The following is a 24,856-nucleotide window of genomic DNA, read 5'->3' on the forward strand; positions in this document are numbered from 1 at the left end:
GGTAAGGATGTGTACACGTATGGCGAACTACACCGCCGCTGACATCAAGGCCCTGCGCGAGCGCACCGGCGCCGGCATGATGGACGTCAAGAAGGCACTGGACGAGGCCAACGGCGATGCCGACAAGGCCATGGAGATCATCCGCGTCAAGGGCCTCAAGGGCGCCACCAAGCGCGAAGGCCGCTCGGCCGTCGAGGGCCTGGTCGCCGCCTCCGTCAAGGACGGCGTCGGCATCATGGTCGAGGTCAACTGCGAGACCGACTTCGTGGCCAAGGCCGACAAGTTCATCGAACTGGGCAACACCGTGCTCGAGGTCGCCGTGGCCAACGACGTGATCGACCTGGAGACCCTGCTGGCCGCCGAGTACAACGGCCGCACCCTGGGTGACCACGTCACCGAAGAGGGCGCAGTGCTGGGCGAGAAGGTCGTCGTGCGCCGTCTGGCCCGCGTCGAGGGCACCTACGTGGATGCCTACCTGCACCGCACCTCCAAGGACCTGCCCGCCCAGGTGGGCGTGCTGATGGCTGTGGGCTCCGACTCCGAGCAGGCCCAGACCGCCGCGCACGACGTCGCCGTCCACACCGCCGCCTACGCACCCTCCTACCTCACCCGTGAGGAGGTGCCGGCCGAGACCGTCGAGAACGAGCGCCGCATCGCCGATGAGACCGCTCGCGCCGAGGGCAAGCCGGAGAAGGCCCTGGAGAAGATCGTCGAGGGACGCCTGACCGGCTTCTTCAAGGAGATCGTCCTCGTGGACCAGCCCTTCGCCAAGGACCCCAAGGTCACCGTGGGCAAGGTCCTCTCCGACGCCGGCACCGAGGTCGTGGGCTTCGCCCGCTTCCGCGTCGGCAACTGATCACACCCATCGGTCCCTCCGGCATCCGCGGGTGCCGGTGACCGGTAGGATCGGACCCGAATGAACCTCGAGTCCGACGAAGGGGGTGGCCACCATCACTGGTGACCACCCCCTTTGCTCTGTCCGCTCCCACTCATCTGCCCCAGGAGGCCGCCTTGTCCACCACTGACTCCACCCACACTCCGGACATCCGCGACGCCCGTTCCTTCCACGAGGCCCAGGACCTGCAGCAGTCGCAGGCCGGCGACACGCACGGCGACACCGGCCGCACCGGCAAGCGGCGCGTGCTCCTGAAGCTCTCCGGCGAGGTCTTCGGCGGCGGAAAGATCGGGGTGGACCCGGACACCGTCCGGGGGATCGGCCAGCAGATCGCCGATGCCCGTGGACAGGTCGAGATCGCGATCGTGGTGGGCGGCGGCAATTTCTTCCGCGGTGCCGAGCTGTCGGAGAACGGCATGGATCGCCGCCGTGCGGACTACATGGGCATGCTGGGCACCGTGATGAACTGCCTGGCCCTGCAGGACTTCCTGGAGCAGGCCGGCGTCTCCACCCGCGTGCAGTCGGCCATCCACATGGAGCAGGTCGCCGAGCCCTACATCCCGTTGCGCGCCATCCGCCACATGCAGAAGGGGCGCGTGGTCATCTTCGGAGCCGGCACCGGACTGCCCTACTTCTCCACGGACACCGTGGCCGCCCAGCGCGCCCTGGAGATCGGAGCCGATGAGGTCCTGATGGCCAAGTCCGGCGTGGACGGCGTCTACACCGCCGACCCCAAGACCGACCCCACCGCGGAGAAGTACACCGACCTGACCTACGATGAGGCGCTGCTGCGCAACATCCGGGTGATGGACCTGACCGCCATGACCATGTGCAAGGACAACGACCTGCCCATGATGGTGTTCGGGATGGAGGGCGAGGGCAATGTCACGCGCGCCCTGCTCGGCGAACGGATCGGCACCACCGTCACCGCCTGATCGCGGCAGACGGACCGCCGAGGACACCGTCTAGGATTGACAGCAGACACGACCACACCGAGGAGACATTGTGATCCAGGAGACCCTGCAGGCTGCCAGCGAGCAGATGGAGAAGACGATCGAAGCCACCAGCGAGGACTTCGCCTCGGTGCGCACCGGGCGAGCCAACCCCGGACTGTACTCGAAGGTGATGGTGGACTACTACGGCTCCATGACGCCGCTGCAGCAGCTGGCCTCATTCACCACCACGGACGCCCGCACCCTGCTGATCACCCCGTTCGACGTCTCCGCGCTGCGGAACATCGAGAAGGCCCTGTCCGACTCGGAGATCGGTGCCAACCCGTCCAACGACGGCAAGGTCATCCGTGTGGTCACCCCGGAGCTGACCGCCGAGCGCCGCAAGGAGTACGTCAAGCTCGTCAAGTCCAAGGCCGAGGGCCACAAGGTCTCCCTGCGCAACGCCCGCCGCAAGGCCAAGGAGGCCATCGACAAGATGGTCAAGGACGGCGAGACCGGTGAGGACGAGGGCATGCGCGCGGAGAAGGAACTGGACGCGATGACCCGCAAGCACAGCGAGACCATCGAGGAGATGGCCAAGCGCAAGGAAGCAGAGCTGCTCGAGGTCTGAGCCTTCGGATCGATGTCTGAACCCACTGACCTGACTGTCGGCCCGGCCGCGGCTCCCAGCCCGGCCGGGCCGTCGTCGTCCCCTCAGATGCCCTCCGACGCCAGCGAGGTCCCCGCTTCACGCCGGGAACGGCAGGAGGCCGAAGCCACCACCGCCCGGGCATCCCGGTCCGGGCGCAACCTGCCGGCCGCCATCACGGTCGGCGTCCTGCTGCTCGGCGGAGCACTGGTGGGGCTTCTCTGGGCGCCGATCGTGCTCGCCGCCCTGGTGATCGCCCTGCTGCTGCTGGGCGTCTATGAGACCGCCCACGCGCTGTCCAGCCGCGGTGTGCCGGTCCCCGTGGTGCCCCTGTGGATCGGAGCCGTGCTGATGCCGCTCGGAGCGTACTTCGGGGGCATCGAGGCACTGGTGCTGGCCCTGGCCGTGACCATCCTGATCATCCTGGGGTGGGGAGTGAGCCGCGGAGCGGGCGGCCGAGGCGAGTCGGTCATGGGATCTGTGTTCGTGGCCGTCTGGGTCCCGTTCTTCCTCTCCTTTGCGGTCGCGCTGCTGCGCCTGGAGGACGGGAACCTGATGGTGGCCTGCATGCTGCTGATGGTCGTCTCCAACGACACCTTCGGCTACCTGGTGGGGGCACGCTTCGGACGGCACCCGATGGCACCGAAGATCAGCCCGAAGAAGTCGTGGGAGGGTTTCCTGGGCTCCACCGTGGGCTCGGTGCTGGTCGGATCGGTCGCGGTGGCGCTGCTGCTGGACCACCCCTGGTGGATCGGCGCCCTGCTGGGGGCGTTGACCGTCGCCTCGGCCACCGCCGGTGACTTCTCCGAGTCCATGGTCAAGCGTGAGCTCAACCTCAAGGACATGGGCTCGATGCTGCCCGGGCACGGGGGCGCGATGGACCGACTGGACTCCCTCGTCTTCTCGGCCCCCGTGGCCTACATGGTGTTCGCCCTGCCCTTCACCTGACTGGCTAGCATGGTCTCTGTCCGAGGCAGGACCGTCTGGACCCGCCAGCACCCTCATCTAGGAGCACTCGATGGCGTTCTCGCCCCGGTCTCAGCCGGCCCCCTCCGGGGACAGCGCAGGCCCGTCCCAGGTTCCGGACCCCGTGGAACCCGGTAGTTCAGAGCTGCCGTTCGGCCGCGTCTCCGGCAAGGACTACGGGTACCACAGCGGCCAGGTCGAGGAGTTCATGACCCGTGCCCGCCAGGCCTACGAGCAGGGGATCGGACTGACCGCGCGGGAGGTCCGTCATGCTGTGTTCGACGCCGTCCGGGGTGGGTACTCGGCTGAGGCCGTGGACGAGGCTCTGGATCGGCTCGAGGACACGCTGGCCCAGGCCGAACGCGACGAGCGCATCGCCGCCGAGGGCATCCAAGCCTGGGCTGAGTCCCGACGCGCCGAACGCGAGGTGCTTCTGGGGCGGCTGAACCGGCCAGCCGGGGAGCGCTTCCGACGCCCGACTGCGGTCAAGGCCGCCAGCTACGACCAGCGAGAGGTCGATGCCCTGTGCGAGCGCATCGGCCTGACCCTGGATGCCGACCCTGCGCCGGCGGTGGGCGGAGTCCAGCGTGGCGCGCGCCGCCCCGTGTCCGTGGATGATGTGCGCCGGTGCACCTTCGAGGCCGCGGAGGGCGAGCCCGGCTACGACGAGGCCCAGGTGGATGCATTCCTGGATGCCGTGATCGAGTACCTTTCCGGTGAAGACCGCAGCCTGACCCGCTGAGCACCTCGGTCAGCGTCCGCCGGCAGATCCGTCCTCCAGGAGCGACTCCACCAGGGGCACCGTCCGCCAGGGGACCAGCTCGGCCATCGCCAGGGAGGTGTCCGCACGCTCCACACCCTCGATGTCCAGGATCCTGGTGTGGATGCGGAACAGGTCCTCGGCGTCACGGGCGGCCACACGAGCCAGCACATCGGCTGATCCGGTCAGCCCGTGTGCCTCCACGACCTCCGGGATGGTGGCGATCTCCTGGATGATCTGACCCAGGTGCTGCTGGCGCACATGCACCTGGACGAAGGCCGTCAACGGATGTCCCAGGCTGTGCAGACTGATCCGGCGTTCGAAGGGCAGGACGGCCCCGTCTCGGTCCAGGGCCGCCAGTCTGGCCTGCACGGTGTTGCGGGACAGGTTCAACCGAGTGGCCAGGGCCACCGTGGTGGCATCGGGGTCGGCTGCCAGAGCCGCCAAAATCCTCAGGGCGGTGGTGTCCAAGGTGCTCATGATGCCCTTCTTGTTCGGTGTGTCGCGCGCGACGAGTGAGCAACATGCTGAATCTCGCTCCCACACATTGTGCATCACTCTCACTGTGACTAGCATCACAGGAACTGCGGACCAGACCCCGGACCGCGTGGACCCAGGACAGGACGCCGCACCCAGCGACCTGCCGGACCGAGGAGGATGCCATGGGCTCCGTCACCCTGAACACCCCGCCGACCGGACTGCCACAGCTGCCGGAGCCGGACCTGCTGCAGCTGCTCTCCCCGGAGGGCACGCTGAGCACCGAGCACGACCTCGACCCGTGGGCGGTGGAGGTCACTCCAGAACTGCTGGCCGATCTGCACTGTCATCTGACGGAGATCCGCCGGCTGGACACCGAGGCCACCCACCTGCAGCGGCAGGGCGAGCTGGCCCTGTGGCCGCCGCTGCTCGGACAGGAGGCGGCGCAGGTGGGTTCGGCGCTGGCCCTGCAGGAGAAGGACTACATCTTCCCCTCCTACCGGGAGAACGGTGCCCTGTATCTGCGCGGTGTGGACCCGCTGGGACTGATCCGGATGTGGCGCGGCTCCACCTTCTGCGGCTGGGCTCCCAGCGAGCACCGCGTGGGGGCCCAGCAGATCATCATCGGCGCCCAGTCCCTCCATGCCGTCGGCTACGCCATGGGGGCGGCCATGGACGGTGAGGCCAGCGCCACGGTGGCCTACTTCGGCGACGGCGCCACCAGCCAGGGCGATGTCAACGAGGCCATGGTCTTCGCCGCCAGCTACCAGGCCCCGGTCGTCTTCTTCTGCCAGAACAACCACTGGGCCATCTCCGAGCCCGTGGGCCTGCAGGCGTGCCGACACATCGCCGACCGCCCCTGGGGCTTCGGCATCCCGTCCATGCGAGTGGACGGCAATGACGTGCTGGCGGTGCTGGCAGCCACCCGGCGTGCCACCGAGCGCGCCCGCAACGGCGGCGGCCCGACCTTCATCGAGGCGGTCACCTACCGGATGGGCCCGCACACCACCGCCGACGACCCCCAGCGCTACCGTCCCGAGGGCGAGCTGGAGGCCTGGCGCGCCAAGGACCCGATCGATCGGGTGGAGAAGCTGATCCAGCGTCGCGGTGAGGACCTCGACGCGGTCAAGAACGCCTCGCAGCAGGCCGCAGACGCATTGGCCGCCCGGATCCGCTCCGGCCTGGCCCAGTCCGCGGAGCCCGGCCCGGCCGAGCTGTTCGACCACGTCTACGCCGAGCCGCACTCCGAGCTCGAGCGTCAGCGCGAGCACTACCGCCTCTACCTGGAGCAGTTCGGGGACCATTCCCTGTCGGCCCGTTCGGACGCCGCTGCCCTGTCCACCGCCTCCGGAACGGATCACTGACCCGATGACCGCCACCACCACCGACCGCTCCTCCGGACAGGGCCAGCCCGCCGGAGCGCAGACCATGACCTTCAGCAGGGCCATCAACTCCGCCCTGCGCGATGCCCTCGAGGAGGACCCCCAGGTCGTGCTGATGGGTGAGGACATCGGCACCCTGGGCGGGGTCTTCCGCATCACGGACGGACTGCAGCAGCAGTTCGGTCCCGAGCGCGTGATCGACACCCCGCTGGCCGAGTCCGGCATCATGGGCACCGCCGTGGGCCTGGCCTATCGCGGCTACCGGCCGGTGGTGGAGATCCAGTTCGACGGGTTCGTCTATCCCTCCTTCGACCAGATCGTCTCCCAGGTGGCCAAGCTACACTTCCGCACCCGCGGAGATGTGAAGATGCCGATCACCATCCGCATCCCCTACGGCGGCGGGATCGGCTCGCCGGAGCACCATTCGGAGTCGCCGGAGGCCTACTTCACGCACACGGCCGGACTGCGCGTGGTCTCGCCCTCCACTCCCCAGGACGGCTATGACCTGCTGCGCGAGGCGATCGCCAGCGACGATCCGGTGGTCTACCTCGAGCCCAAGCGCCGCTACCACGCCAAGGGTCAGGTGGACCTGGACCGGGATCGCCCCTCCATGAATGCGGCGGCTGTGGCCGCGGCCGGAACGGACGTCACAGTCGTCAGCTACGGCTCGCCCATGACCACGTGTCTGCAGGCCGCCGAGGCCGCTGCGGATGAGGGCACCTCGCTGGAGGTGATCGACCTGCGCAGCATCTCCCCGGTGGACTACGGCGTGATCGAGTCCTCGGTCCGCCGAACCGGGCGGCTGCTGCTCGTACACGAGGCCGGGCTGACCGGCGGTGTGGGCGCGGAGATCGCCGCCCAGATCACCGAGCGCTGCTTCGAGTGGCTGGAGCACGCCCCCGTGCGGATCACCGGGTTCGACATCCCGTACCCGCCGGCCAAGCTCGAGCACCATCATCTGCCCGACCTGGATCGGATCCTGGACGGTGTGGACCGTGTGATGGACCGCCCCAACTCCCAGTCCGCCGCCGACACCCACGGAGCCTGACCCCATGCTGAAAGTCTTCAACCTGCCGGATCTCGGAGAGGGACTGACCGAGTCCGAGATCCTCACCTGGAAGGTCGCCGAGGGAGACCAGGTCACCGTGAACCAGGTGCTGGCCGACGTCGAGACAGCCAAGGCCGTCGTCGAACTCTCCAGCCCCTTCGAGGGCGCCATCGCCCGTCTGCATGCTGAGCCCGGCACGGTGGTGGAGGTCGGCGCCCCGATCATCTCCTTCGAGCTGCCCGGTGAGTCCGGTGGCGAGTCCCCGCCTGCAGGCGAGGCCTCGGCGCAGGACAGGCCCGACGGCGGCACTCAGGCGCTGCCTGACGGTCGGGTTCCGACCTTGGTCGGCTACGGGGCGGCGGCCGACACGGGCAAGCGACCAGCGCGGCGCGCCAAGGCCGGAGGGGCCGGCACGCAGGCTCCGCCTCAGCCCCAGGGCACGGCACCCAGCCAGCCCGCACCGCCCGTCAGCACACTGCCGGCCAGCACACCGCCCTCGACCGACGGGACGGGGGAGCGGCCACGCTCCACGCCCCCCGTGCGCAAGCTGGCCAAGGACCTCGGCGTGGACATGACGGCGCTGACCGGCACCGGACGGGATGGGCTCATCACGCGGGAGGATGTCCAGCGAGCAGCTGCCGGGGGAGCCTCTCCTGCAGCGCCCGGGTCACCCAGCCAGGCTGGGGCCGGCACGTCGCCTGCGGCAGGCCAGGGGCCGTCGTCGGGCGGGGTGAGGACGCTGTGCGGACGCGAGCGTGAGGTGCGCACCGCGGTCCAGGGCGTGCGCAAGCACACTGCGGCCGCCATGGTCTCCAGCGCCTTCACGGCACCGCACGTCACCGAGTTCCTCACCGTGGACGTCACCGAGACCATGGAGCTGCTGGAGCGGATCCGGCGCCACCGGGAGTTCCGGGACGTGCGCGTGACGGTGCTGACCCTGGCCGCCAAGGCCGTCTGCCTGGCCATGGAACGGACACCGGAGATCAATGCCCGGTGGGACGAGCAGGCCCAGGAGATCGTGGGGCAGCACTTTGTGAACCTGGGGATCGCCGCAGCCACTCCGCGAGGTCTGATGGTCCCGAACGTCAAGGACGCTCAGGCCATGGACCTGAAGGAGCTGGCCGGGGAGCTGGCGGAGCTGACGGAGACGGCTCGCGCCGGCAGGACCGCTCCGGCGGCGATGTCCGGCGGCACGTTCACGATCACCAATGTGGGAGTGTTCGGCGTGGACGCCGGGACACCGATCCTCAATCCGGGCGAGGCCGGCATCCTGGCGCTGGGCCAGGTGCGCCGTCAGCCCTGGGAGCACCAGGGGCAGATCGCCCTGCGGCAGATGATGACGCTGAGCCTGTCCTTCGACCACCGTCTGGTGGATGGGGAGCAGGGCTCACGCTTCCTGGCCGATGTGGGGCAGCTGCTCAGCGACCCGGCGATGGCCATGCTCCGCTAGACCCCGGGCACCCAGACGGCCGTGCCGCCCGACTCCCGAGGGAGTGGGCGGCACGGCCGTGGTGTTTCGCCGGCTGGGCGTCAGTTCAGCTGCATCAGCAGTTCGGTGACGACCTCAGCACGGGCATTGGAGAAGGACTGCTCCTCGCCGGTCACGGCGAAGCCGCGGCGGGTGAGCACCTTCTGGGAGCCGATGTTGTCCGCCGGGACCCGCGCCGTGATGGGGCGTTGGGGGTACTCGGCCAGGAACGCGTCCACGGCGGCGGTGGTGATGCCCTGGCCCCAGAACGGACGTGCGGTCCAGAAGGAGAGCTCCGGGACGCCGTCCACCAACTGGCAGAGCACGGCGCCGGCCACTTCGCCGTCCTGGTCGATGGTGCGCACGATCGTGTCCTCGTCACGCAGCAGACGGGACCAGTGATAGTCGAAGACACCGCGATCACTGGGGTTGCGGGCGGCATAGGCGGCCATCAGGTTGGCCTCGGGATCCTGCTGATGCTCGAAAAAACGGTCGAGATCCTCGGTGCGGACTTCACGCAGCTGCACGGGTCGGTGACCTCCTCGTCACTACCGGGGGGTGGTCGATCAGGCCAAGCCGATCGGACACTGTGGTTGGTGCCACTCTACGGGGTGCCGGGGTGCACCAGCGCCGCCAGGGCCAGTTCGGCCAGCAGACGACGACGACCGGCCCGGTCGGTGTGGGAGCGGCGGACCGAGTGCGGGGTCGAGTTGATCAGTCCGAAGGCCGCCTGGGCGCGGAAGACGGCCGTGGCCTGATCCTCGTGGGGGTGCAGACGCAGCAGCTGACGGGCCCAGACGGCGATGTAGGTCCGCTGCAGGCGGGACACCTCGCGGGCGTCCGGAGGATCCAGGTGGCGGCGCTCGCGCCACTGGACCGTGATGATGTCCCGGTGGTCCAACGCGAAGTCGGTCTGGAAGGTGGTCAGCCGGGCCAGGACCTGCTCCGGCGGCAGATCCAGCCGCTCGGCCTCCTGCTCGATCTGCTCCCCGCCGTCCAGCAGGTCCTGGCTCACCCGCACCAGCAGGGTGCCCAGCACGGCGGACTTGCCGGAGAAATGACGGTAGATCCCCGGTCCGCTGATCCCACAGGCCGCTCCCAGGTCCTCCAGGCGCACCCCCTCATACCCGTGCTCGGCGAAGAGCCGCTCGGCGGCCTCGAGCAGGGCTTGGCGTCGGTCAGCCTTGGCGGCGGCACGCGGGGTGGAGGCGTCGGCGGGCAGGGCCTGGGGCACGGTGTCTCGTCTCGTCGGTGGGGCGGCGGAAGCGGGTCGGCCGGTCAGGTCTGACGCAGGAGCCGACGCTGGATCTTCCCGGTGGGCGTCATCGGCAGCTCGTCGCGGAACTCGATAACGGGAGGGTACTGGTAGAACGCCAGACGGTGCTTGACGTGCTGCCGCAGCTCCTCCCGCAGTTCGTCCGTGGGCTCGGTGTCCTCGCGCAGGACCAGGTAGGCGGCGACCACCTCGCCCCGGTCCGGATCGGGAAGGCCGATCACCGCGGCCTGGACCACGGCAGGGTGGGACATCAGGGACTCCTCGATCTCACCCGGTCCGATCCGATAGCCGGCCGAGGAGATGACATCGTCCACCCGCCCGTGGAAGGTGAGGTGGCCGTCGTCGTCCATGCTGCCCAGATCCCCGGTGCGCAGATGGCCGTTCAGGTACTTCTCGGCCGTCTTCTCCGGCTGGTTCCAGTAGCCGAGGAACTCGCCGGGATTCGGTGTCTGCACGCAGAGCTCGCCGACCTCGCCCGGCGGCTGGGGTTCGCCCAGGGGGTCCAGCACGGCCACCGTGAACCCGGGGACGGCCCGGCCCATGCTGCCGGGCGCCGGCGCCCAGCTGGACCGGTCCTGGCCGACGACCATGTTCATCTCCGTCTGGCCGTAGAACTCATTGACGTGCACGCCCAGGTGCTCCCGCGCCCAGGCCTGCAGCTCCTCTCCGAGGGCCTCGCCGCCGGAGGTCACCGTCCGGGGACGCCGATCACCGAGGGAGAGTCCGGAGGCCCGCAGCTGCTTCAGGGCGGTGGGCGGCAGGAAGGCGTTGCGCACCCCGAGCTCCTCGACCAGTCGCCGGACCAGTTCGGGGGAGAACTTCACGGTGGAGGCGACCACGGGGACGCCGCAGGCCAGGCTCGGGAAGAGCACATCCAGCAGTCCGCCGATCCAGGCCCACTCGGCCGGGGTCCACATGCGGTCACCAGGCTGGGGAAAGGCCTCGTGGGTCATCCGCACGCCGGGCAGATGGGCGGCGAGCACACGGTGCGGGTGCAGAGCCCCCTTCGGATTGCCGGTGGTCCCGGAGGTGTAGATGATCAGCGCCGGATCCTCGGCCGACGCCCGACCGTAGTCGGTGGCCTCCTCATGCTCGGCCACGAGCTGGTCATAGCTGAGGTGTCCAGGATGCGGGAGGTCGGTGCCGGTGAGCACCACCGTCTCCAGCTCGGGGCACGACTCCAGCGCATCCTGGAACCGGTCCAGGTCGGCGGCGCTGAGCACCACGGTCCGGCTGCCGGAGTCCTGGAGGCGGAAGCGCACCGCGTCGGGACCGAATTTCACGGTCAGGGGGACCACCACCAGGCCCACCGCGTAGGCGGCCAGATGCATGGTCACCAGTTCGCGGCATTGGGGCAGCAGCACGGCGACCCGATCTCCACGCTCCAGCCCGGCCTGCTGCATCCACCGGGCCAGCCTCAGCGTTTCAGTGCGCAGCTGGCCGAAGGTGGTCTCGCGGTGGCCGTCCTCGGTGGCCACCACCAGGGCGAGGTCCTCGGGGTCGGCGGTCTCCAGGCAGGCCGTGGCGATGTTGAACTGCTGGGGGATGTGCCAGTGGAAGGGTGTGGTGTCCAGGTCCTGCCACCAGGGCTGAGGCTGTGCGGGCATGGTGCGTCTCCGAGGTGGGGCGGGCGGGCTCAGTGGGCGAGGATCTTGAACTGGCCGACCATGACCGGTTCGTCCCGGTGGGTGAACACTGTGGCGGTGTAGGTCACGACGGCCGACTCGGGCTCCCCGCCGTCACGGGGACGCGGCTCGATGGAGACGACCTCAGTCTCGGCGTGGATGGTGTCCCCGGAGAAGGTCGGGCCGATGAAGCGGAGCCGATCGATCCCGTAGAACGCCACGAAATGACGCGGATCCAGCTCGACCAGGCCCAGGAACGTGGAGATCAGCAGTGCCCCATGGGCGATCCGGCGGCCGAAGCGATGTTCGGCGGCATACTGCTCATCCAGGTGCAGGGGGTGGCGGTCTTCGCTGATCTCGGCGAAGGCCTCGATCACGTCCTGGGAGAGGATCTTGGACCGTGAGCCCTGGACCTGCCCGACCTGCAGGTCGCGGAAGGATCCGGTGAGCATGTCAAACCTCGTTCCTGTGGTTCCAGTTATCGGGGGATAACTGGAACCACGGTAGTCCTCTGGGTGATGGGTGTCCATGATCGTCCGAGATCACGGGGCTGCGGTCTGTCTGGCGGGGCATTGCGTTGACACCTGTGATGTCACACACCTACGCTGACGGCGTGACTTCGGTTAAGAATCATTCACTGAATCGGGACGGACGGAACCAGGCATGACGAACACGCTGACGGTGCTGTCCTCCACGGTGGACCCGTCCTCGGACCAGTACCGGTCCAACGACCGAGCCCAGCGGGAGCTGGCCGAGGACCTGCACCGGCGTCTGGAGACCGCCGCGCTCGGAGGCCCCGAGTCCTCCCGCGACCGGCATGTCCAGCGCGGCAAGCTGCTGCCCCGTGACCGGGTGCGCCGCGTGCTGGATGAGGGCTCGCCGTTCCTGGAGATCGGGGCGCTGGCCGCCCACGGCATGTACGACGACGCCGCACCTGCCGCCGGCGTGATCGCGGGCATCGGCGTGGTGCGCGGTCGGCTGGTGATGGTGGTCTGCAACGACGCCACGGTCAAGGGCGGCACCTACTTCCCGATGACGGTCAAGAAGCACCTGCGCGCCCAGGAGATCGCCCTGGAGAACCGGCTGCCCTGCCTGTACCTGGTGGACTCCGGCGGGGCGTTCCTGCCGCAGCAGGACGAGGTGTTCCCGGACCGCGAGCACTTCGGCCGCATCTTCTTCAACCAGGCCCAGATGTCCGCGGCGAAGATCCCTCAGATCGCCTGCGTCATGGGTTCGTGCACCGCCGGTGGCGCCTACGTCCCCGCGATGAGCGACGAGACGGTGATCGTGCGGAACCAGGGCACCATCTTCCTGGGCGGACCGCCGCTGGTGAAGGCCGCGATCGGCGAGGTCGTCACCGCCGAGGAGCTGGGCGGCGGTCAGCTGCACGCCGAGGTCTCGGGCGTGGTGGACCACCTGGCCGAGGACGACGACCACGCACTGGAGATCGTCCGGGACATCGTGGACACGCTCCCGCCCACCCCGGAGGCCGCATGGGCGGTGGCCCAGCAGTACGCCGAACCGGCGGTGGACCCCGAGCACCTCTACGGGGCGGTCCCCACGGATGTGAACGCCTCCTATGACGTCCATGAGGTCATCGCCCGACTGGTGGACGGCAGCGACTTCCATGAGTTCAAGGCCTCCTATGGGGACACTCTGGTCACCGGCTTCGCCTCGATCCACGGCCACCCGGTGGGGATCGTGGCCAACAACGGCGTGCTGTTCTCTGAGTCGGCTCAGAAGGGGGCTCACTTCATCGAGCTCTGCGACCAGCGCGGGATCCCGCTGCTGTTCCTGCAGAACATCTCCGGATTCATGGTCGGTCGGGACGCCGAGGCCGGCGGCATCGCCCGGCACGGGGCCAAGATGGTCACCGCCGTGGCCACCTGCCGGGTGCCCAAGCTGACCGTGGTGATCGGAGGATCCTTCGGGGCCGGCAACTACTCGATGTGCGGGCGGGCGTACTCGCCCCGGTTCCTGTGGATGTGGCCGGCCGCGCGCATCTCCGTGATGGGCGGCAACCAGGCGTCCTCCGTGCTGGCCACGGTCAAGCGCGACCAGTACGACGGTCGCGGGGAGTCCTGGAGCGCCGAGGCGGAGGAGCAGTTCAAGGCGCCCATCCGTGAGCAGTACGAGCACCAGGGCAACCCCTACTACTCCACGGCGCGTCTCTGGGACGACGGCATCATCGACCCCGCGGACACGCGCCGCGTGCTCGGCATGGCCCTGGACGTGGTGTCCCGGGCACCATTGCCGGACACCTCCTTCGGCCTGTTCCGCATGTGACCGGTGCAGCTCCGATGACCCAGACCCCCAACAGCCCTGCCGACCCCGTGAGTGATGTGAGCCCTGTGAGCGCCGACGTCCAGCCCCTCTTCGACACCGTCCTGGTGGCCAATCGCGGCGAGATCGCCGTCCGCATCATCCGCACCCTGCGCCGCCTGGGGATCCGCTCGGTGGCCATCCACTCGGATGCGGACACCGAGGCACTCCACGTCCGTGAGGCCGATCACGCCGAGCGGGTGGGGCCGGCCCCGGCCGCCCAGAGCTACCTGGACATCGACGCGGTCATCGAGGCCTGCCGCCGTTCCGGGGCCCAGGCCGTCCATCCCGGCTACGGCTTCCTCTCGGAGAACGTGGACTTCGCGCGCGCCCTGGACCAGGCCGGGATCACCTTCATCGGCCCCAGCGTGGACTCGCTGCACGCCATGGGGGACAAGATCCGCTCCAAGCAGCACGTCACCGCCCACGGCGTCCCGGTGGTCCCCGGCATCGCCGAGCCGGGACTGAGCGATCAGCAGCTGCTGGACGCCGCCCAGGACGTGGGGTTCCCGCTGCTGATCAAGCCCTCGGCCGGAGGCGGCGGCAAGGGCATGTTCGCCGTCGAGAGCGCCGAGCAGCTCCCAGAGGCCCTGGCCAGCGCCCGACGCACCGCCCGCAGCGCCTTCGGCGACGACACCCTGTTCCTGGAACGTCTGGTCCGGCGGCCACGGCACATCGAGGCCCAGGTCCTGGCCGACTCCCAGGGGCACGCGGTGCACCTGGCCGAACGCGAGTGCTCCCTGCAGCGCCGCCACCAGAAGGTGATCGAAGAGGCCCCCGCGCCGCTGTTCGAGAACCTTCCGGACGGTCCGGAGCTGCGCGAGCGCATGGGGCAGGCCGCCGTGGACGCCGCGCGGTCGGTGCAGTATCTGGGAGCGGGGACGGTGGAGTTCCTGGTCTCAGATGAGAACCCTCAGGAGTTCTTCTTCATGGAGATGAACACCCGCCTGCAGGTCGAGCACCCCGTGACCGAGGAGGTCATCCGCTGGAACGGAGACCCGCTGGACCTGGTGGAATGGCAGGTGCGCATCGCCGCCGGCCAGGCCCTGCCCTTCGCCTCCGCTGATCTGACCCTGGAGGGCCATGCGATCGAGGCCCGTGTCTATGCCGAGGACCCTGCCCAGGGATTCCTGCCCGCGGTCGGTGACGTGGCCGACGTCGTGCTTCCCTCCGGCCCGGGCGTGCGCGTGGACAGCTCGCTGGACGGACCGGGCGAGGTCAGCTCACACTATGACCCCATGATCGCCAAGGTGATCACCCATGGCGCCCACCGTGCCGAGGCACTGGCTCGGCTGGACCAGGCCCTGGCCCACACCGCCGTGCTGGGGCTGACCACCAACATCCCGTACCTGCGTGAGCTGATCGCGGACCCGGACGTGTCCGCCGGTCGCCTGCACACCACCTTCCTGGACGAGCGCGACCCGTTCATCACCCCGCAGCCCACCGGTCCAGCCCTGCAGTCCGCGGCACGGTCCCTCGGCGGAGCCGCCCAGGACGCAGCTCCCGACGACGGCCACGCACCGGCGCAGGCCCGGCTCGGCTCGGCCTCGGGTCACCTGAGCGCCGCGTGGCGACTGGACGGCTGGCGGGCCACCGGCCGGGTCTCCGCGGAGCGCTGGCTGGAGATCGACGGCGAGGCCGTGCAGGTCCCTGACGAGGGTGCGCCGGGTGACCAGGACGCTCAGGACGGTGCAGGCACAGCGGCCGAACCCGAGGTCCGCCTGGGGACCGTCGACGGCAGACCGGCCGCCCACGTCTCGCACGGCGGGCACAGCTTCACCGCCACGGCACTGACCCGTCAGGACCGAGTGCGCCGAGCACTGGGCACCGCCGGGGGAGGGGCCGGTCCGGGCGGTCCCGAGGCCACCTCCCCGATGCCGGGCACCGTCGTCTCCGTGGCAGTGGCGGACGGAGACACCGTCACCGCCGGCCAGACCCTGGTGGGGGTGGAGGCCATGAAGATGGAGTACCCCGTGACCGCCAGTGTGGACGGCACCGTCAGCGTCCATGTCAGCGTGGGCGAGCAGGTCAGCAAGGGACAGGTCCTGGCCACCGTCCAGCCCGCGGACGGCTCGGTCTGACACCGAGCCCCGCACCTCTCTGCACCACCCCACTGCACACCCCGCATTCGCCCTGAGAACCACCGCCCAGGAGGCACCCATGAATCTGGAACTGGACGAGGACTACCAGGCCCTCTCGGACACCGTCCGCGAGTTCGCCGACGAGGTGGTGGCCCCGGTCTCCGCCCACCACGACGAGACCCACACCTTCCCCTACGAGGTGATCCGCCAGATGGGGGAGATGGGCCTGTTCGGCCTGCCCTTCCCCGAGGAGCACGGCGGCATGGGCGGGGACTACTTCGCCCTGGCCCTGGCTCTGGAGCAGCTGGGCCGGGTGGACCAGTCCGTGGCCATCACCCTGGAGGCCGGTGTCTCCCTCGGGGCCATGCCCGTCTACCGCTTCGGCACGCAGGCCCAGAAGGAGCAGTGGCTGCCCCAGCTCACCTCCGGCCAGGCGCTCGCCGCCTTCGGCCTGACCGAGCCCGGTGCCGGATCCGACGCCGGGGGCACCCGCACCACCGCCCGGCTGGAGGACGGTCACTGGGTGATCAACGGCTCCAAGGAGTTCATCACCAACTCCGGCACGGACATCACCCGGTTGGTCACCGTCACCGCGGTCACCGGCCAGCGCGAGGGCCGCGACGGTCAGATGAAGCCGGAGATCTCCACCATCCTGGTCCCCACGGACACCCCCGGCTTCCGTGCCGAGAAGGCCTACAACAAGGTCGGCTGGAACGCCTCGGACACCCACCCGCTCTCCTTCCAGGACGCCCGGGTGCCGGAGGAGAACCTGCTGGGCGAGCGGGGCCGCGGCTACGCCAACTTCCTGTCCATCCTGGACGAGGGCAGGATCGCGATCACCGCCCTGGCCACCGGTGCCGCGCAGGGCTGCGTGGAGGCCTCGGTGCGGTATGCGAAGGAGCGTCAGGCCTTCGGCCGGAACATCGGCTCCTACCAGGCCATCCAGTTCAAGATCGCCCGCATGCAGACCCGCGTGCACACCGCCCGCCTGGCGTACTACGCGGCGGCGGCGAAGATGCTGGCCGGCCAGCCGTTCAAGACCGAGGCGGCGATCGCCAAGCTGGTGGCCGGCGAGGCCGCCATGGACAACGCCCGCGACGCCACCCAGGTGTTCGGCGGGTACGGCTTCATCAACGAGTCGCTGGTGGCCCGCCACTACCGTGACTCCAAGATCCTGGAGGTCGGCGAGGGCACCACTGAGGTGCAGCTGATGCTGATCGCCCGCGATCTGGGACTGTGAAGGGAGACACACCGATGGCACGGATCGAGCAGCGCGGCCTGTACGCGCAGGAGATGACCGAGGGCGATGTCTACGCCCACCGCCCCGGGCGCACCCTGACCGAGGCGGACAACGTCCTGTTCACCACGCTGACCATGAACACCCAGGCCCTGCACCTGGACGAGGCCGAGGCCGCGCGGCAGCCCTTCGGCCGGCGGCTGATGAACTCCATGCACACCCTGGCCACCATGGTCGGCCAGTCCGTGGGCCAGCTGACCCAGGGCACCCTGGTGGCCCAGCTGGGCTTGGGGGACATCCGCTTCCCGGCGCCGGTCTTCGCCGGGGACACCCTCTACACCGAGACGCAGATCGTGCAGATCCGGCCCTCCTCCTCCCGGCCCGGCCAGTCGATCGTCACCCTGGCCCACACCGGCCGCAACCAGGACGGGACCGTGGTGGCCGAGGCCAGCCGCACCTGCCTGATGTGGACCAGCGCCGAGTCGCACCGCAAGCACGGTCAGCAGAGCTCCCAGGAGTCCGGCCCGACGACGGAGCGCACCTGATGAGCGCCCCTCACCCGAGCTTCGAGCTGGGCCCGGCGATCATGTTCGTCCCGGCCGACCGTCCGGACCGCTACGCCAAGGCCGCAGAACGAGCCGATGCGGTGATCATCGACCTCGAGGACGCCGTGCTGCCGGCGGACCGCCCGGCCGCCCGCCAGGCGCTGGTGGAGACCCCGCTGGACCCGGCGCGGACGATCGTGCGGGTGAACCCGGTGGGGACCGAGGACTTCGCCGAGGACCTCGAGGCCCTGACCCGCACCGAGTACACCACCGTGATGCTGGCCAAGGCCGAGTCCGCGCAGCAGCTGGACTCCCTCCACGGGTACCGCGTGATCGCCCTGTGTGAGACCGCACTGGGAGTGCGCGAGGCCGCGGACATCGCCCAGACCGAGCCCGTGGTGGCCCTGATGTGGGGCGCCGAGGACCTGATCGCCTCCCTCGGCGGACTCTCCAGCCGGTTCCCGCAGGAGCATGACCGGGCCGGTCAGTACCGGGATGTGACCCGTGCCGCGCGTGCCCAGATCCTGCTGGCCGCCGGTGCCGCCGGCAAGGCCGCCGTGGATGCCGTCCACCTGGACTTGGCCGACCACGACGGGCTGCGCGCCGAGGCCGAGGACGCTGTGGCCTGCGGGTTCTCCGCCACCGCCTGTCTCCACCCGGCTCAGGTGCCGGTGATCCGCCAGGCCTACCGGCCGTCGTCGGGCCAGGTGGACTGGGCCACCCGGGTCCTGGAGGCGGCCGCCTCCCAGGGCGCAGCAGGGGCGTTCTCGCTGGACGGGCGGATGGTGGACGAGGTGGTCCTGCAGCAGGCCCGGATCATCCAGCGCCGACACGCGGCCGCCGCTGAGGAGCCGACACGGGAGTGAGGCGCCGATGTGCCGGGACTGAGGCACATCGCGTGAGACTATGATCTGCGTCACATCATCGAACGCCTGGGAGTCCCCGGGTTCCAGGAGGGAAGCCATGACATCCACCCACTCTGCCCAGACCGGCCCGCCGCCGGGGATCGACTTCCAGCAGGTCCAGGCCTCGCCGGAGTTCAGCCGACTGCGCCGGACCCAGCGCAGCTTCGCCTTCCCGATGGCCGTGGTCTTCCTGGTCTGGTACTTCGTCTACGTCCTGCTAGCCGCCTACGCGCCGGAGTTCATGGCGATCAAGGTCTGGGGCAACATCAACGTCGGGATCGTGTTGGGGCTGCTCCAGTTCGTCTCCACCTTCGCCATCACCGCCGCCTACGTCTCCTTCAGCAACCGCCGCCTGGACCCCCAGGCCGTGGCCATCCGGGAGGACCTCGAGGACCGTCTGGCCCAGGGCGCGAGCAGCCGAGAGGGGGAGGTCCGGTGAGCACCACGACCCTCCTGACCGCCGCCGCCGGGACCAATGTGGGCGAGCCGTGGCTGAACATGCTGATCTTCGGGCTGTTCGTGGCCGTCACCCTGGTGATCGTGCTGCGGGCCTCCAAGAACACCAAGACCGCTGCGGACTACTACGCCGGCGGCCGGTCCTTCTCCGGCACCCAGAATGGCACCGCGATCGCCGGCGACTACCTCTCCGCTGCGTCCTTCCTGGGGATTGTGGGCGCGATCGCGATCAACGGCTACGACGGCTTCCTGTACTCGATCGGGTTCCTGGTGGCCTGGCTCGTGGCCCTGCTGCTCGTGGCCGAGCTGCTGCGCAACACCGGCAAGTTCACCATGGCGGACGTGCTCTCCTTCCGCCTGCGGCAGCGCCCGGTCCGGATCGCCGCGGCGATCGCCACCCTGGCCGTCTGCCTGTTCTACCTGCTGGCCCAGATGGCCGGCGCCGGCGCCCTGGTCTCTCTGCTGCTGGGCATCGACGAGCGCTTGGGACAGTCGATCGTGATCGCGATCGTCGGCGCCCTGATGATCCTCTACGTGCTGGTCGGCGGCATGAAGGGCACCACCTGGGTTCAGATCATCAAGGCCATCCTGCTGATCGCCGGAGCCGCCGTCATGACCGTCTGGGTGCTGGCCCTCTACGGGTTCAACTTCTCCGCCCTGCTCGGGGACGCCGTGACGACCGCCGGCGGCAACGAGGCCCTGCTGAACCCGGGCCTGCAGTACGGCATCAACGCCACCACCAAGCTGGATTTCCTCTCCCTGGGCCTGGCCCTGGTGCTGGGGACCGCCGGCCTGCCGCACGTGCTGATGCGGTTCTACACGGTGCCCACCGCGAAGGAGGCTCGCCGGTCCGTGGTGTGGGCGATCTGGCTGATCGGTGCGTTCTACCTGTTCACCCTGGTGCTCGGCTACGGCGCCGGCGCCCTGATCGGTCCCGAACGGATCCAGGCCGCCCCGGGCGGGGTGAACTCGGCTGCGCCGTTGCTGGCCTTCGAGCTCGGCGGCTCGTTGCTGCTGGGACTGATCTCCGCTGTGGCGTTCGCCACCATCCTTGCGGTGGTGGCCGGACTGACCATCACGGCGGCGGCCTCGTTCGCGCACGACGTCTACGCCTCCGTGCTGGCCAAGGAGAAGCCTTCCCCGGAGAAGGAGGTGAAGATCGCCCGCCGCACCGTGGTGGTGATCGGCATCCTGGCGATCCTGGGCGGTATCGGCGCGCAGGGCCAGAACGTGGCGTTCCTGGTGGCCCTGGCCTTCGCCGTGGCGGCCTCGGCCAACCTGCCCACCATCCTCTACTCCCTGTTCTGGCGCGGCTTCACCACCCAGGGCGCGCTGTGGTCCATGTACGGGGGCCTGGCCTCCGCGCTGATCCTCATCGTGTTCTCCCCGGTGATGTCCGGCACCGAGACCTCCATGATCCCGGGGGCGGACTTCGCCCTGTTCCCGCTGAAGAACCCGGGGCTGATCTCCATCCCGCTGGCGTTCTTCCTGGGCTGGCTCGGTTCCGTGCTGGACCGGCGCCGGGAGGACCCCGCCAAGCAGGCCGAGATGGAGGTGCGCTCGCTGACCGGCGTGGGCGCCGAGAAGGCTGTGGAGCACTGACCGGCTGACCCGGTCCTCAGGCAGAGGCTGGAGGTCGACGCCGCGCCCGTCCGGGCCGTCGACCTCCAGCCTCCGCCATGTCTGGCACGGTGGCGCGAGCGCCGAGGGCGCCCCCAGGGACCGTCGAGGAGGCTCCGACATAATGGTCCGGTGAGCTTCTCTGCCCCCTCTGCACCGCACCATCAGCCCGACGACGGCTCCGGCACCTCCCCACGCCGCGTCACCCTGATCGGCTCCACCGGGTCGATCGGCACCCAGGGGCTAGACGTGATCGCCGGTGTGCCGGACCGATTCACGGTGGCCGCCCTGGCCGGAGGGTCGAACCTGGAGCTGTTGGCCCGCCAGGCTGTGGCGACCGGAGCCCAGGCGGTGGGAGCTGCCGTCGGCACACGCGAGGAGCTTCAGGCGGCCATCGTGCACGCCGCCGACCAGGCCGGTGTCCCCGCGCCACGCTCCGAGGTCTTCACCGGACCGGACGCCGCGGCGAGGATCGCCGCCTGGGAGGACGCCGACGTCGTGCTCAACGGGATCACCGGGTCGATCGGCCTGGAGCCCACCCTGGCCGCCCTGAACGCCGGACACGTGCTCGCGCTGGCCAACAAGGAGTCGCTGATCGTGGGCGGCGCCCTGGTCAAGGATGCCGCTGTGCCCGGACAGCTGGTGCCCGTGGACTCCGAGCACTCCGCCCTGGCCCAGGCGCTGGCCGGCGGAACCCACGCCGAGGTCGCCCGGCTGATCGTCACAGCCTCCGGAGGGCCCTTCCGCGGGCGCTCGCGGTCCGAGCTGGCCGAGGTCACTCCCGAGCAGGCGTTGGCCCACCCCACCTGGGACATGGGCAAGGTGGTCACCACCAACTCGGCCACCCTGGTCAACAAGGCCCTGGAGGTGATCGAGGCGCATCTGCTCTTCGACATCCCGCTGGAGCGGATCATTCCCGTGGTGCACCCGCAGTCGGTGGTGCACTCCATGGTGGAGTTCGTGGACGGCTCCACCCTGGCCCAGGCCTCCCCGCCGGACATGCGCCTGCCGATCGCGCTGGGCATCGGCTGGCCGCACCGGGTGCCCGGGGCCACCGCGCCGTGCGACTGGACCCAGGCCGCCACCTGGACCTTCGAGCCGCTGGATGAGGAGGCGTTCCCCGCCGTCCGGCTGGCCAAGGCGGCCAGTGCGGCCTCGGACACCCACATGGCCGTGTTCAACGCGGCCAATGAGGAGGCGGTGGAGGCGTTCCATGACGGGCGGATCGGATTCCTGCAGATCGTGGACACTGTGGCCGCCGTGGTGGAGGATTACGAGCCCGCGCACGTGCTGGCCGAGGTGATGGACCGCTCCGGTGAGCTGACCGTGGAGGCGGTGCTGGCCGCTGAGGACTGGGCACGGCAGGCCGCCCGTGCCCGGTGGACCGGGGGAGCAGCCTGATGGAGATCCTGCTCTTCGTCCTGGGGGTGATCGTGGTGGCGGTGGGGATCGCCGTCTCGATCGCCCTGCACGAGGTCGGCCACCTGGTGCCGGCCAAGCTGTTCGGTGTGCGCGTGCCGCAGTACATGATCGGCTTCGGACCCACCATCTGGTCTCGGCGCCGTGGCGAGACCGAGTACGGGTTCAAGGCCGTCCCCCTGGGCGGCTACATCTCGATGATCGGGATGTACCCGCCGGCCGAGGACGGCTCCGTCCGCTCCAACCGCACCGGCATGTTCCAGCAGCTGGCCGATGAGGCCAAGGCCGCCGAGGCCGAACGGCTCCAGCCCGGCGACGAGGACCGGCTGTTCTATCGGTTGCCCGTGTGGAAGCGGATCACCATCATGCTCGGCGGCCCGCTGATGAACCTGATCCTGGGCACGCTGCTGATCGGGGTGGTGCTGACGATGTTCGGCACCACCCAGGCCACCACCACCGTGGCCAGCGTGAACCAGTGCGTGATCTCGGCGGCCGAGGAGCAGCAGCGGGCCGGCTCGGCCGAGCAGCAGGAGTGCGAACCCGAGGACCCACAGGCCCCGGCCTACGCCGCCGGTCTGCGCCCCGGGGACGTGGTGACCTCCTTCAGCGGCACCCCGCTGGCCGAACGGGACTGGCTGAAGCTGACCGGTCTGATCCGGGCCACCGCCGGCCAGGAGTCCTCGCTCACCTTCGTCCGGGACGGTCAGGAGCAGACCACGCAGATCACCCCGTTGCTCACCCAGCGTCCCGAGGTGGACGAGCTGGGGCTGCCGGTGCGGGACATCTCCGGGCAGCTGAAGATGACCGAGGTCGGGTTCATCGGCATGGGCTCCCAGCAGAGGTTCATGACCCTGCCCGTCACCGAGGTCCCCGGTCAGGTCGGCCAGCAGGTCGGGGCCGTGGCCCGCGTGGTCCTGGATCTGCCTGCCCGCATGGTGGCGGTGGTCAACGCGGCGTTCTCGGATGCGCCGCGCGATCCCAACGGACCCATCTCCGTGGTGGGTGTGGGACGGCTGGCCGGAGAGATCTCGGTGCACGAGGAGATCCCGTTCCAGTCCAAGGTCGCCTCGCTGATCAGCCTGGTGGGCGGACTGAACATCGCCCTGTTCGTCTTCAACCTCATCCCGCTGCTGCCGCTGGACGGAGGGCACGTGGTCGGCGCCCTGTGGGACGGGCTCAAGCGGGCCTGGGCCACGGTCCGGGGCCGGCCGACGCCCCGTCCTGCGGACATCTCCAAGGCGCTGCCGTTGACCTACGTGGTGGCCGGACTGCTGCTGGTGATGGGCGTGCTGCTGATCTTCGCGGACATCGTCAAGCCGGTCAGCCTGTTCTGATCGGTGCAGTGGTGCAGCAACCGATTGTCGCCATGCTGTCGCTTTGAGCTGCGCCCGACGCCCGCAGCCCGACACGGCGGCGACAATCGGCGGGATGGCTGCGAGGTGAGGTCTACGGTGGAGGCATGAGCCAGCAGCCTGCCCAGAAGATCTACTCCGTCCTCTACGTCTACGGTCCGGACACCGCCGCGGCGCGTGACGAGCACCGTCCGGCCCATCGCGAGTTCCTGCTGGGGCTCGGTGCGGACATGGTGGCCGCCGGTGCCTACGTGGACGACCCCGAGCAGGCCCTGCTGCTGGTGCGCGGCACCTCCGCTGAGGACGTGCGCACGCGACTGGCCCAGGATCCCTTCGCCGTCCACGGCATCCTCACCGAGGCGCACATCCACGAATGGAGCTGCGCCATCGGCACCGCTGCGGCAGCCCTGCGTGGTGAGCAGTCCTGACCAGCGGCCGCGAACCCTCGTCCTCCTCCCGCCCCGACCGCCGCACCCTGCTCGGCGGGCTCGGCGCCACCTCGGTGGCCGCCCTGCTGGCCGCCTGCACCCCTGGCCCCACCTCCGGTGAGCGGGCCGGCTCGGGTGAGGGGCCGTCGTCGGGAAGCGCCTCTCCCACACCGAGCCCCAGCCCCACTCCTGAACCCGTTCCGGAGCTGCCCGGGGGAGGGACCACCCTGTTCCCCGGGCGCCGGATGATCGCGCTCTACGGCTCGCCGGGGACCTCCTCCCTGGGTCTGCTCGGGGAGCAGGACATCGACGCCGCGTTGGAGCGGGCCGCCGATCTGGCCGCCGAGTACCAGCCGTTCAGCGAGGAGCCGGTGATTCCGGCCTTCGAGATCATCTCCACCATCGCCACCGCGGCCCCCGGACCCACGGGGGACTACACCACGCCGGTGGAGCGAGAACGGCTCACCGAGTGGGTGGTCAAGGCCGGTGAGGCGGACACCTACGTGGTGCTGGACCTGCAGCCGGGCACCCAGGACTTCCTCACCCAGGCGCAGATGTTCGAAGACCTGCTGGTGATGCCGCATGTGGGACTGGCCCTGGACCCGGAGTGGCGGTTGAAGCCCGGGCAACGGCACATGCGCCAGATCGGCTCGGTCAGCGCCGCCGAGGTCAACCAGGTCACCGCGTGGCTGGCCGGGCTGGTGGAGGAGCACCGCCTGCCGGAGAAGCTGGTCATCCTGCACCAGTTCAAGCTGATGATGCTGCCGGACCGAGAGGAGATCACCTCCCCGGACGGACTGGTGGTCATGGTGCACGCGGACGGCAACGGCACGCCGGAGCAGAAGCAGGACACCTGGCGCGTGCTCAAGCAGGACCTGCCGCGCGGGTGGCGGCTGGGCTGGAAGAACTTCATCGACGAGGACAGCCCCACCTTCACCCCGGAGCAGACCATGACCGAGGTCACCCCGACGCCCTGGTTCGTGTCCTACCAGTGAGCCGAGGGCGAACCGAAG

The 24,856-nt window shown here is 69.7% G+C and carries 24 protein-coding genes; 19 read left to right on the forward strand and 5 right to left on the reverse strand.

Features of this window, described 5'->3' with window-relative positions; genetic code table 11:
* Nucleotides 1-19: 19 nt before the first annotated feature.
* The 5 genes from tsf (at nt 20) to ACEXHE_RS00215 (ending at nt 4,184) form a co-directional block, all read left to right on the forward strand.
* Entirely contained in the window at nt 20-856 is an 837-nt protein-coding gene (gene tsf / locus ACEXHE_RS00195; RefSeq protein WP_260062977.1) for a translation elongation factor Ts, read from the forward strand.
* A gap of 224 nt (nt 857-1,080) precedes the next feature.
* Nucleotides 1,081-1,830 carry a UMP kinase gene (pyrH, locus tag ACEXHE_RS00200; RefSeq protein ID WP_091695432.1) on the forward strand — a complete coding sequence of 250 codons (750 nt, stop codon included), beginning with the start codon at nt 1,081-1,083 and terminating at the stop codon, nt 1,828-1,830.
* A gap of 70 nt (nt 1,831-1,900) precedes the next feature.
* Nucleotides 1,901-2,458 (forward strand): ribosome recycling factor, encoded by a 558-nt coding sequence (frr, locus tag ACEXHE_RS00205; RefSeq protein ID WP_374784314.1) that lies wholly within the window; start codon nt 1,901-1,903, stop codon nt 2,456-2,458.
* Nucleotides 2,459-2,470: 12 nt separating this feature from the next.
* Nucleotides 2,471-3,424: a phosphatidate cytidylyltransferase gene (locus ACEXHE_RS00210; protein WP_374784315.1), complete on the forward strand. Its 954-nt coding sequence runs from the start codon at nt 2,471-2,473 to the stop codon at nt 3,422-3,424.
* Between the two features lie 70 nt (nt 3,425-3,494).
* Nucleotides 3,495-4,184 carry a DivIVA domain-containing protein gene (locus ACEXHE_RS00215; protein WP_374784316.1) on the forward strand — a complete coding sequence of 230 codons (690 nt, stop codon included), beginning with the start codon at nt 3,495-3,497 and terminating at the stop codon, nt 4,182-4,184.
* 9 nt (nt 4,185-4,193) lie between these two features.
* On the opposite strand, the gene ACEXHE_RS00220 is transcribed toward ACEXHE_RS00215, so the two are convergent.
* Nucleotides 4,194-4,682, reverse strand: coding sequence for an Lrp/AsnC family transcriptional regulator (locus ACEXHE_RS00220; RefSeq protein ID WP_336703884.1), 489 nt, complete (start codon nt 4,680-4,682; stop codon nt 4,194-4,196).
* Between the two features lie 182 nt (nt 4,683-4,864).
* Between ACEXHE_RS00220 and ACEXHE_RS00225 the strand changes: the two genes are divergently transcribed.
* From ACEXHE_RS00225 to ACEXHE_RS00235, 3 genes are read left to right on the forward strand one after another with little or no spacing between them, the layout of a single operon-like run.
* On the forward strand, nt 4,865-6,043 hold the full coding sequence (locus tag ACEXHE_RS00225) for a thiamine pyrophosphate-dependent dehydrogenase E1 component subunit alpha (protein ID WP_374784317.1): 1,179 nt from the start codon (nt 4,865-4,867) through the stop codon (nt 6,041-6,043).
* 4 nt (nt 6,044-6,047) lie between these two features.
* Nucleotides 6,048-7,109 carry an alpha-ketoacid dehydrogenase subunit beta gene (locus ACEXHE_RS00230; protein WP_374784318.1) on the forward strand — a complete coding sequence of 354 codons (1,062 nt, stop codon included), beginning with the start codon at nt 6,048-6,050 and terminating at the stop codon, nt 7,107-7,109.
* Between the two features lie 4 nt (nt 7,110-7,113).
* Nucleotides 7,114-8,559, forward strand: coding sequence for a 2-oxo acid dehydrogenase subunit E2 (locus ACEXHE_RS00235; RefSeq protein WP_374784319.1), 1,446 nt, complete (start codon nt 7,114-7,116; stop codon nt 8,557-8,559).
* Between the two features lie 80 nt (nt 8,560-8,639).
* Here the strand turns inward: ACEXHE_RS00235 and ACEXHE_RS00240 are convergent, their stop codons facing one another.
* From ACEXHE_RS00240 to ACEXHE_RS00255, 4 genes are all read right to left on the reverse strand, one after another.
* Nucleotides 8,640-9,104 carry a GNAT family N-acetyltransferase gene (locus ACEXHE_RS00240; RefSeq protein WP_260061006.1) on the reverse strand — a complete coding sequence of 155 codons (465 nt, stop codon included), beginning with the start codon at nt 9,102-9,104 and terminating at the stop codon, nt 8,640-8,642.
* A gap of 77 nt (nt 9,105-9,181) precedes the next feature.
* A complete protein-coding gene (locus ACEXHE_RS00245) occupies nt 9,182-9,811 on the reverse strand; it encodes a TetR/AcrR family transcriptional regulator (RefSeq protein WP_260061007.1) in 630 nt (209 codons plus the stop codon).
* A 44-nt stretch (nt 9,812-9,855) separates the two neighbouring features.
* Nucleotides 9,856-11,460, reverse strand: a complete 1,605-nt coding sequence (locus ACEXHE_RS00250; RefSeq protein WP_374784320.1) for an acyl-CoA synthetase — start codon at nt 11,458-11,460, stop codon at nt 9,856-9,858.
* Between the two features lie 29 nt (nt 11,461-11,489).
* Nucleotides 11,490-11,930: a MaoC family dehydratase gene (locus ACEXHE_RS00255; RefSeq protein ID WP_374784321.1), complete on the reverse strand. Its 441-nt coding sequence runs from the start codon at nt 11,928-11,930 to the stop codon at nt 11,490-11,492.
* A gap of 211 nt (nt 11,931-12,141) precedes the next feature.
* Between ACEXHE_RS00255 and ACEXHE_RS00260 the strand changes: the two genes are divergently transcribed.
* The 11 genes from ACEXHE_RS00260 (at nt 12,142) to ACEXHE_RS00310 (ending at nt 24,838) form a co-directional block, all read left to right on the forward strand.
* Nucleotides 12,142-13,764 carry a carboxyl transferase domain-containing protein gene (locus ACEXHE_RS00260; RefSeq protein WP_374784322.1) on the forward strand — a complete coding sequence of 541 codons (1,623 nt, stop codon included), beginning with the start codon at nt 12,142-12,144 and terminating at the stop codon, nt 13,762-13,764.
* Between the two features lie 14 nt (nt 13,765-13,778).
* Complete coding sequence (locus tag ACEXHE_RS00265) at nt 13,779-15,881, forward strand: biotin carboxylase N-terminal domain-containing protein (RefSeq protein WP_374784323.1); 2,103 nt, start codon at nt 13,779-13,781, stop codon at nt 15,879-15,881.
* 79 nt (nt 15,882-15,960) lie between these two features.
* Nucleotides 15,961-17,121 (forward strand): acyl-CoA dehydrogenase family protein, encoded by a 1,161-nt coding sequence (locus ACEXHE_RS00270; RefSeq protein WP_374784324.1) that lies wholly within the window; start codon nt 15,961-15,963, stop codon nt 17,119-17,121.
* A gap of 14 nt (nt 17,122-17,135) precedes the next feature.
* Nucleotides 17,136-17,663, forward strand: a complete 528-nt coding sequence (locus tag ACEXHE_RS00275) for a MaoC family dehydratase (protein WP_091695098.1) — start codon at nt 17,136-17,138, stop codon at nt 17,661-17,663.
* Nucleotides 17,663-18,529, forward strand: a complete 867-nt coding sequence (locus tag ACEXHE_RS00280) for an HpcH/HpaI aldolase/citrate lyase family protein (RefSeq protein ID WP_374784325.1) — start codon at nt 17,663-17,665, stop codon at nt 18,527-18,529. Before ACEXHE_RS00275 ends, ACEXHE_RS00280 begins: the two co-directional genes overlap by 1 nt.
* Before the next feature lie 97 nt (nt 18,530-18,626).
* Nucleotides 18,627-19,007: a DUF485 domain-containing protein gene (locus tag ACEXHE_RS00285; protein ID WP_374784326.1), complete on the forward strand. Its 381-nt coding sequence runs from the start codon at nt 18,627-18,629 to the stop codon at nt 19,005-19,007.
* A gap of 59 nt (nt 19,008-19,066) precedes the next feature.
* Nucleotides 19,067-20,626: a cation acetate symporter gene (locus tag ACEXHE_RS00290; protein ID WP_374784826.1), complete on the forward strand. Its 1,560-nt coding sequence runs from the start codon at nt 19,067-19,069 to the stop codon at nt 20,624-20,626.
* A gap of 150 nt (nt 20,627-20,776) precedes the next feature.
* The gene (dxr, locus tag ACEXHE_RS00295; protein WP_374784327.1) at nt 20,777-22,045 is read left to right on the forward strand and encodes a 1-deoxy-D-xylulose-5-phosphate reductoisomerase; all 1,269 of its coding nucleotides are present in this window, start codon (nt 20,777-20,779) and stop codon (nt 22,043-22,045) included.
* On the forward strand, nt 22,042-23,397 hold the full coding sequence (locus ACEXHE_RS00300; protein ID WP_356966712.1) for a site-2 protease family protein: 1,356 nt from the start codon (nt 22,042-22,044) through the stop codon (nt 23,395-23,397). The genes dxr and ACEXHE_RS00300 overlap by 4 nt, the downstream gene beginning before the upstream one ends.
* A gap of 125 nt (nt 23,398-23,522) precedes the next feature.
* Nucleotides 23,523-23,843, forward strand: coding sequence for a YciI family protein (locus ACEXHE_RS00305; protein ID WP_177227828.1), 321 nt, complete (start codon nt 23,523-23,525; stop codon nt 23,841-23,843).
* A 74-nt stretch (nt 23,844-23,917) separates the two neighbouring features.
* Entirely contained in the window at nt 23,918-24,838 is a 921-nt protein-coding gene (locus tag ACEXHE_RS00310; protein WP_374784328.1) for a hypothetical protein, read from the forward strand.
* Nucleotides 24,839-24,856: the final 18 nt, after the last annotated feature.

Origin of the sequence: Micrococcus sp. IITD107 (assembly GCF_041927415.1) — a bacterium.
In the GTDB taxonomy this organism is placed as follows: Bacteria; Actinomycetota; Actinomycetes; order Actinomycetales; family Micrococcaceae; genus Citricoccus; species Citricoccus terreus.

Excerpts from the sequence above, each read along its gene's own strand:
- tsf (WP_260062977.1), top strand. The coding sequence starts at position 20 with ATGGCGAACTACACCGCCGCTGACATCAAGGCCCTGCGCGAGCGCACC.
- ACEXHE_RS00210 (WP_374784315.1), top strand. The coding sequence starts at position 2,471 with ATGTCTGAACCCACTGACCTGACTGTCGGCCCGGCCGCGGCTCCCAGC.
- ACEXHE_RS00215 (WP_374784316.1), top strand. The coding sequence starts at position 3,495 with ATGGCGTTCTCGCCCCGGTCTCAGCCGGCCCCCTCCGGGGACAGCGCA.
- ACEXHE_RS00220 (WP_336703884.1), bottom strand. The coding sequence starts at position 4,682 with ATGAGCACCTTGGACACCACCGCCCTGAGGATTTTGGCGGCTCTGGCA.
- ACEXHE_RS00225 (WP_374784317.1), top strand. The coding sequence starts at position 4,865 with ATGGGCTCCGTCACCCTGAACACCCCGCCGACCGGACTGCCACAGCTG.
- ACEXHE_RS00230 (WP_374784318.1), top strand. The coding sequence starts at position 6,048 with ATGACCGCCACCACCACCGACCGCTCCTCCGGACAGGGCCAGCCCGCC.
- ACEXHE_RS00235 (WP_374784319.1), top strand. The coding sequence starts at position 7,114 with ATGCTGAAAGTCTTCAACCTGCCGGATCTCGGAGAGGGACTGACCGAG.
- ACEXHE_RS00250 (WP_374784320.1), bottom strand. The coding sequence starts at position 11,460 with ATGCCCGCACAGCCTCAGCCCTGGTGGCAGGACCTGGACACCACACCC.
- ACEXHE_RS00255 (WP_374784321.1), bottom strand. The coding sequence starts at position 11,930 with ATGCTCACCGGATCCTTCCGCGACCTGCAGGTCGGGCAGGTCCAGGGC.
- ACEXHE_RS00260 (WP_374784322.1), top strand. The coding sequence starts at position 12,142 with ATGACGAACACGCTGACGGTGCTGTCCTCCACGGTGGACCCGTCCTCG.
- ACEXHE_RS00265 (WP_374784323.1), top strand. The coding sequence starts at position 13,779 with ATGACCCAGACCCCCAACAGCCCTGCCGACCCCGTGAGTGATGTGAGC.
- ACEXHE_RS00270 (WP_374784324.1), top strand. The coding sequence starts at position 15,961 with ATGAATCTGGAACTGGACGAGGACTACCAGGCCCTCTCGGACACCGTC.
- ACEXHE_RS00275 (WP_091695098.1), top strand. The coding sequence starts at position 17,136 with ATGGCACGGATCGAGCAGCGCGGCCTGTACGCGCAGGAGATGACCGAG.
- ACEXHE_RS00280 (WP_374784325.1), top strand. The coding sequence starts at position 17,663 with ATGAGCGCCCCTCACCCGAGCTTCGAGCTGGGCCCGGCGATCATGTTC.
- ACEXHE_RS00285 (WP_374784326.1), top strand. The coding sequence starts at position 18,627 with ATGACATCCACCCACTCTGCCCAGACCGGCCCGCCGCCGGGGATCGAC.
- ACEXHE_RS00290 (WP_374784826.1), top strand. The coding sequence starts at position 19,067 with ATGCTGATCTTCGGGCTGTTCGTGGCCGTCACCCTGGTGATCGTGCTG.
- ACEXHE_RS00305 (WP_177227828.1), top strand. The coding sequence starts at position 23,523 with ATGAGCCAGCAGCCTGCCCAGAAGATCTACTCCGTCCTCTACGTCTAC.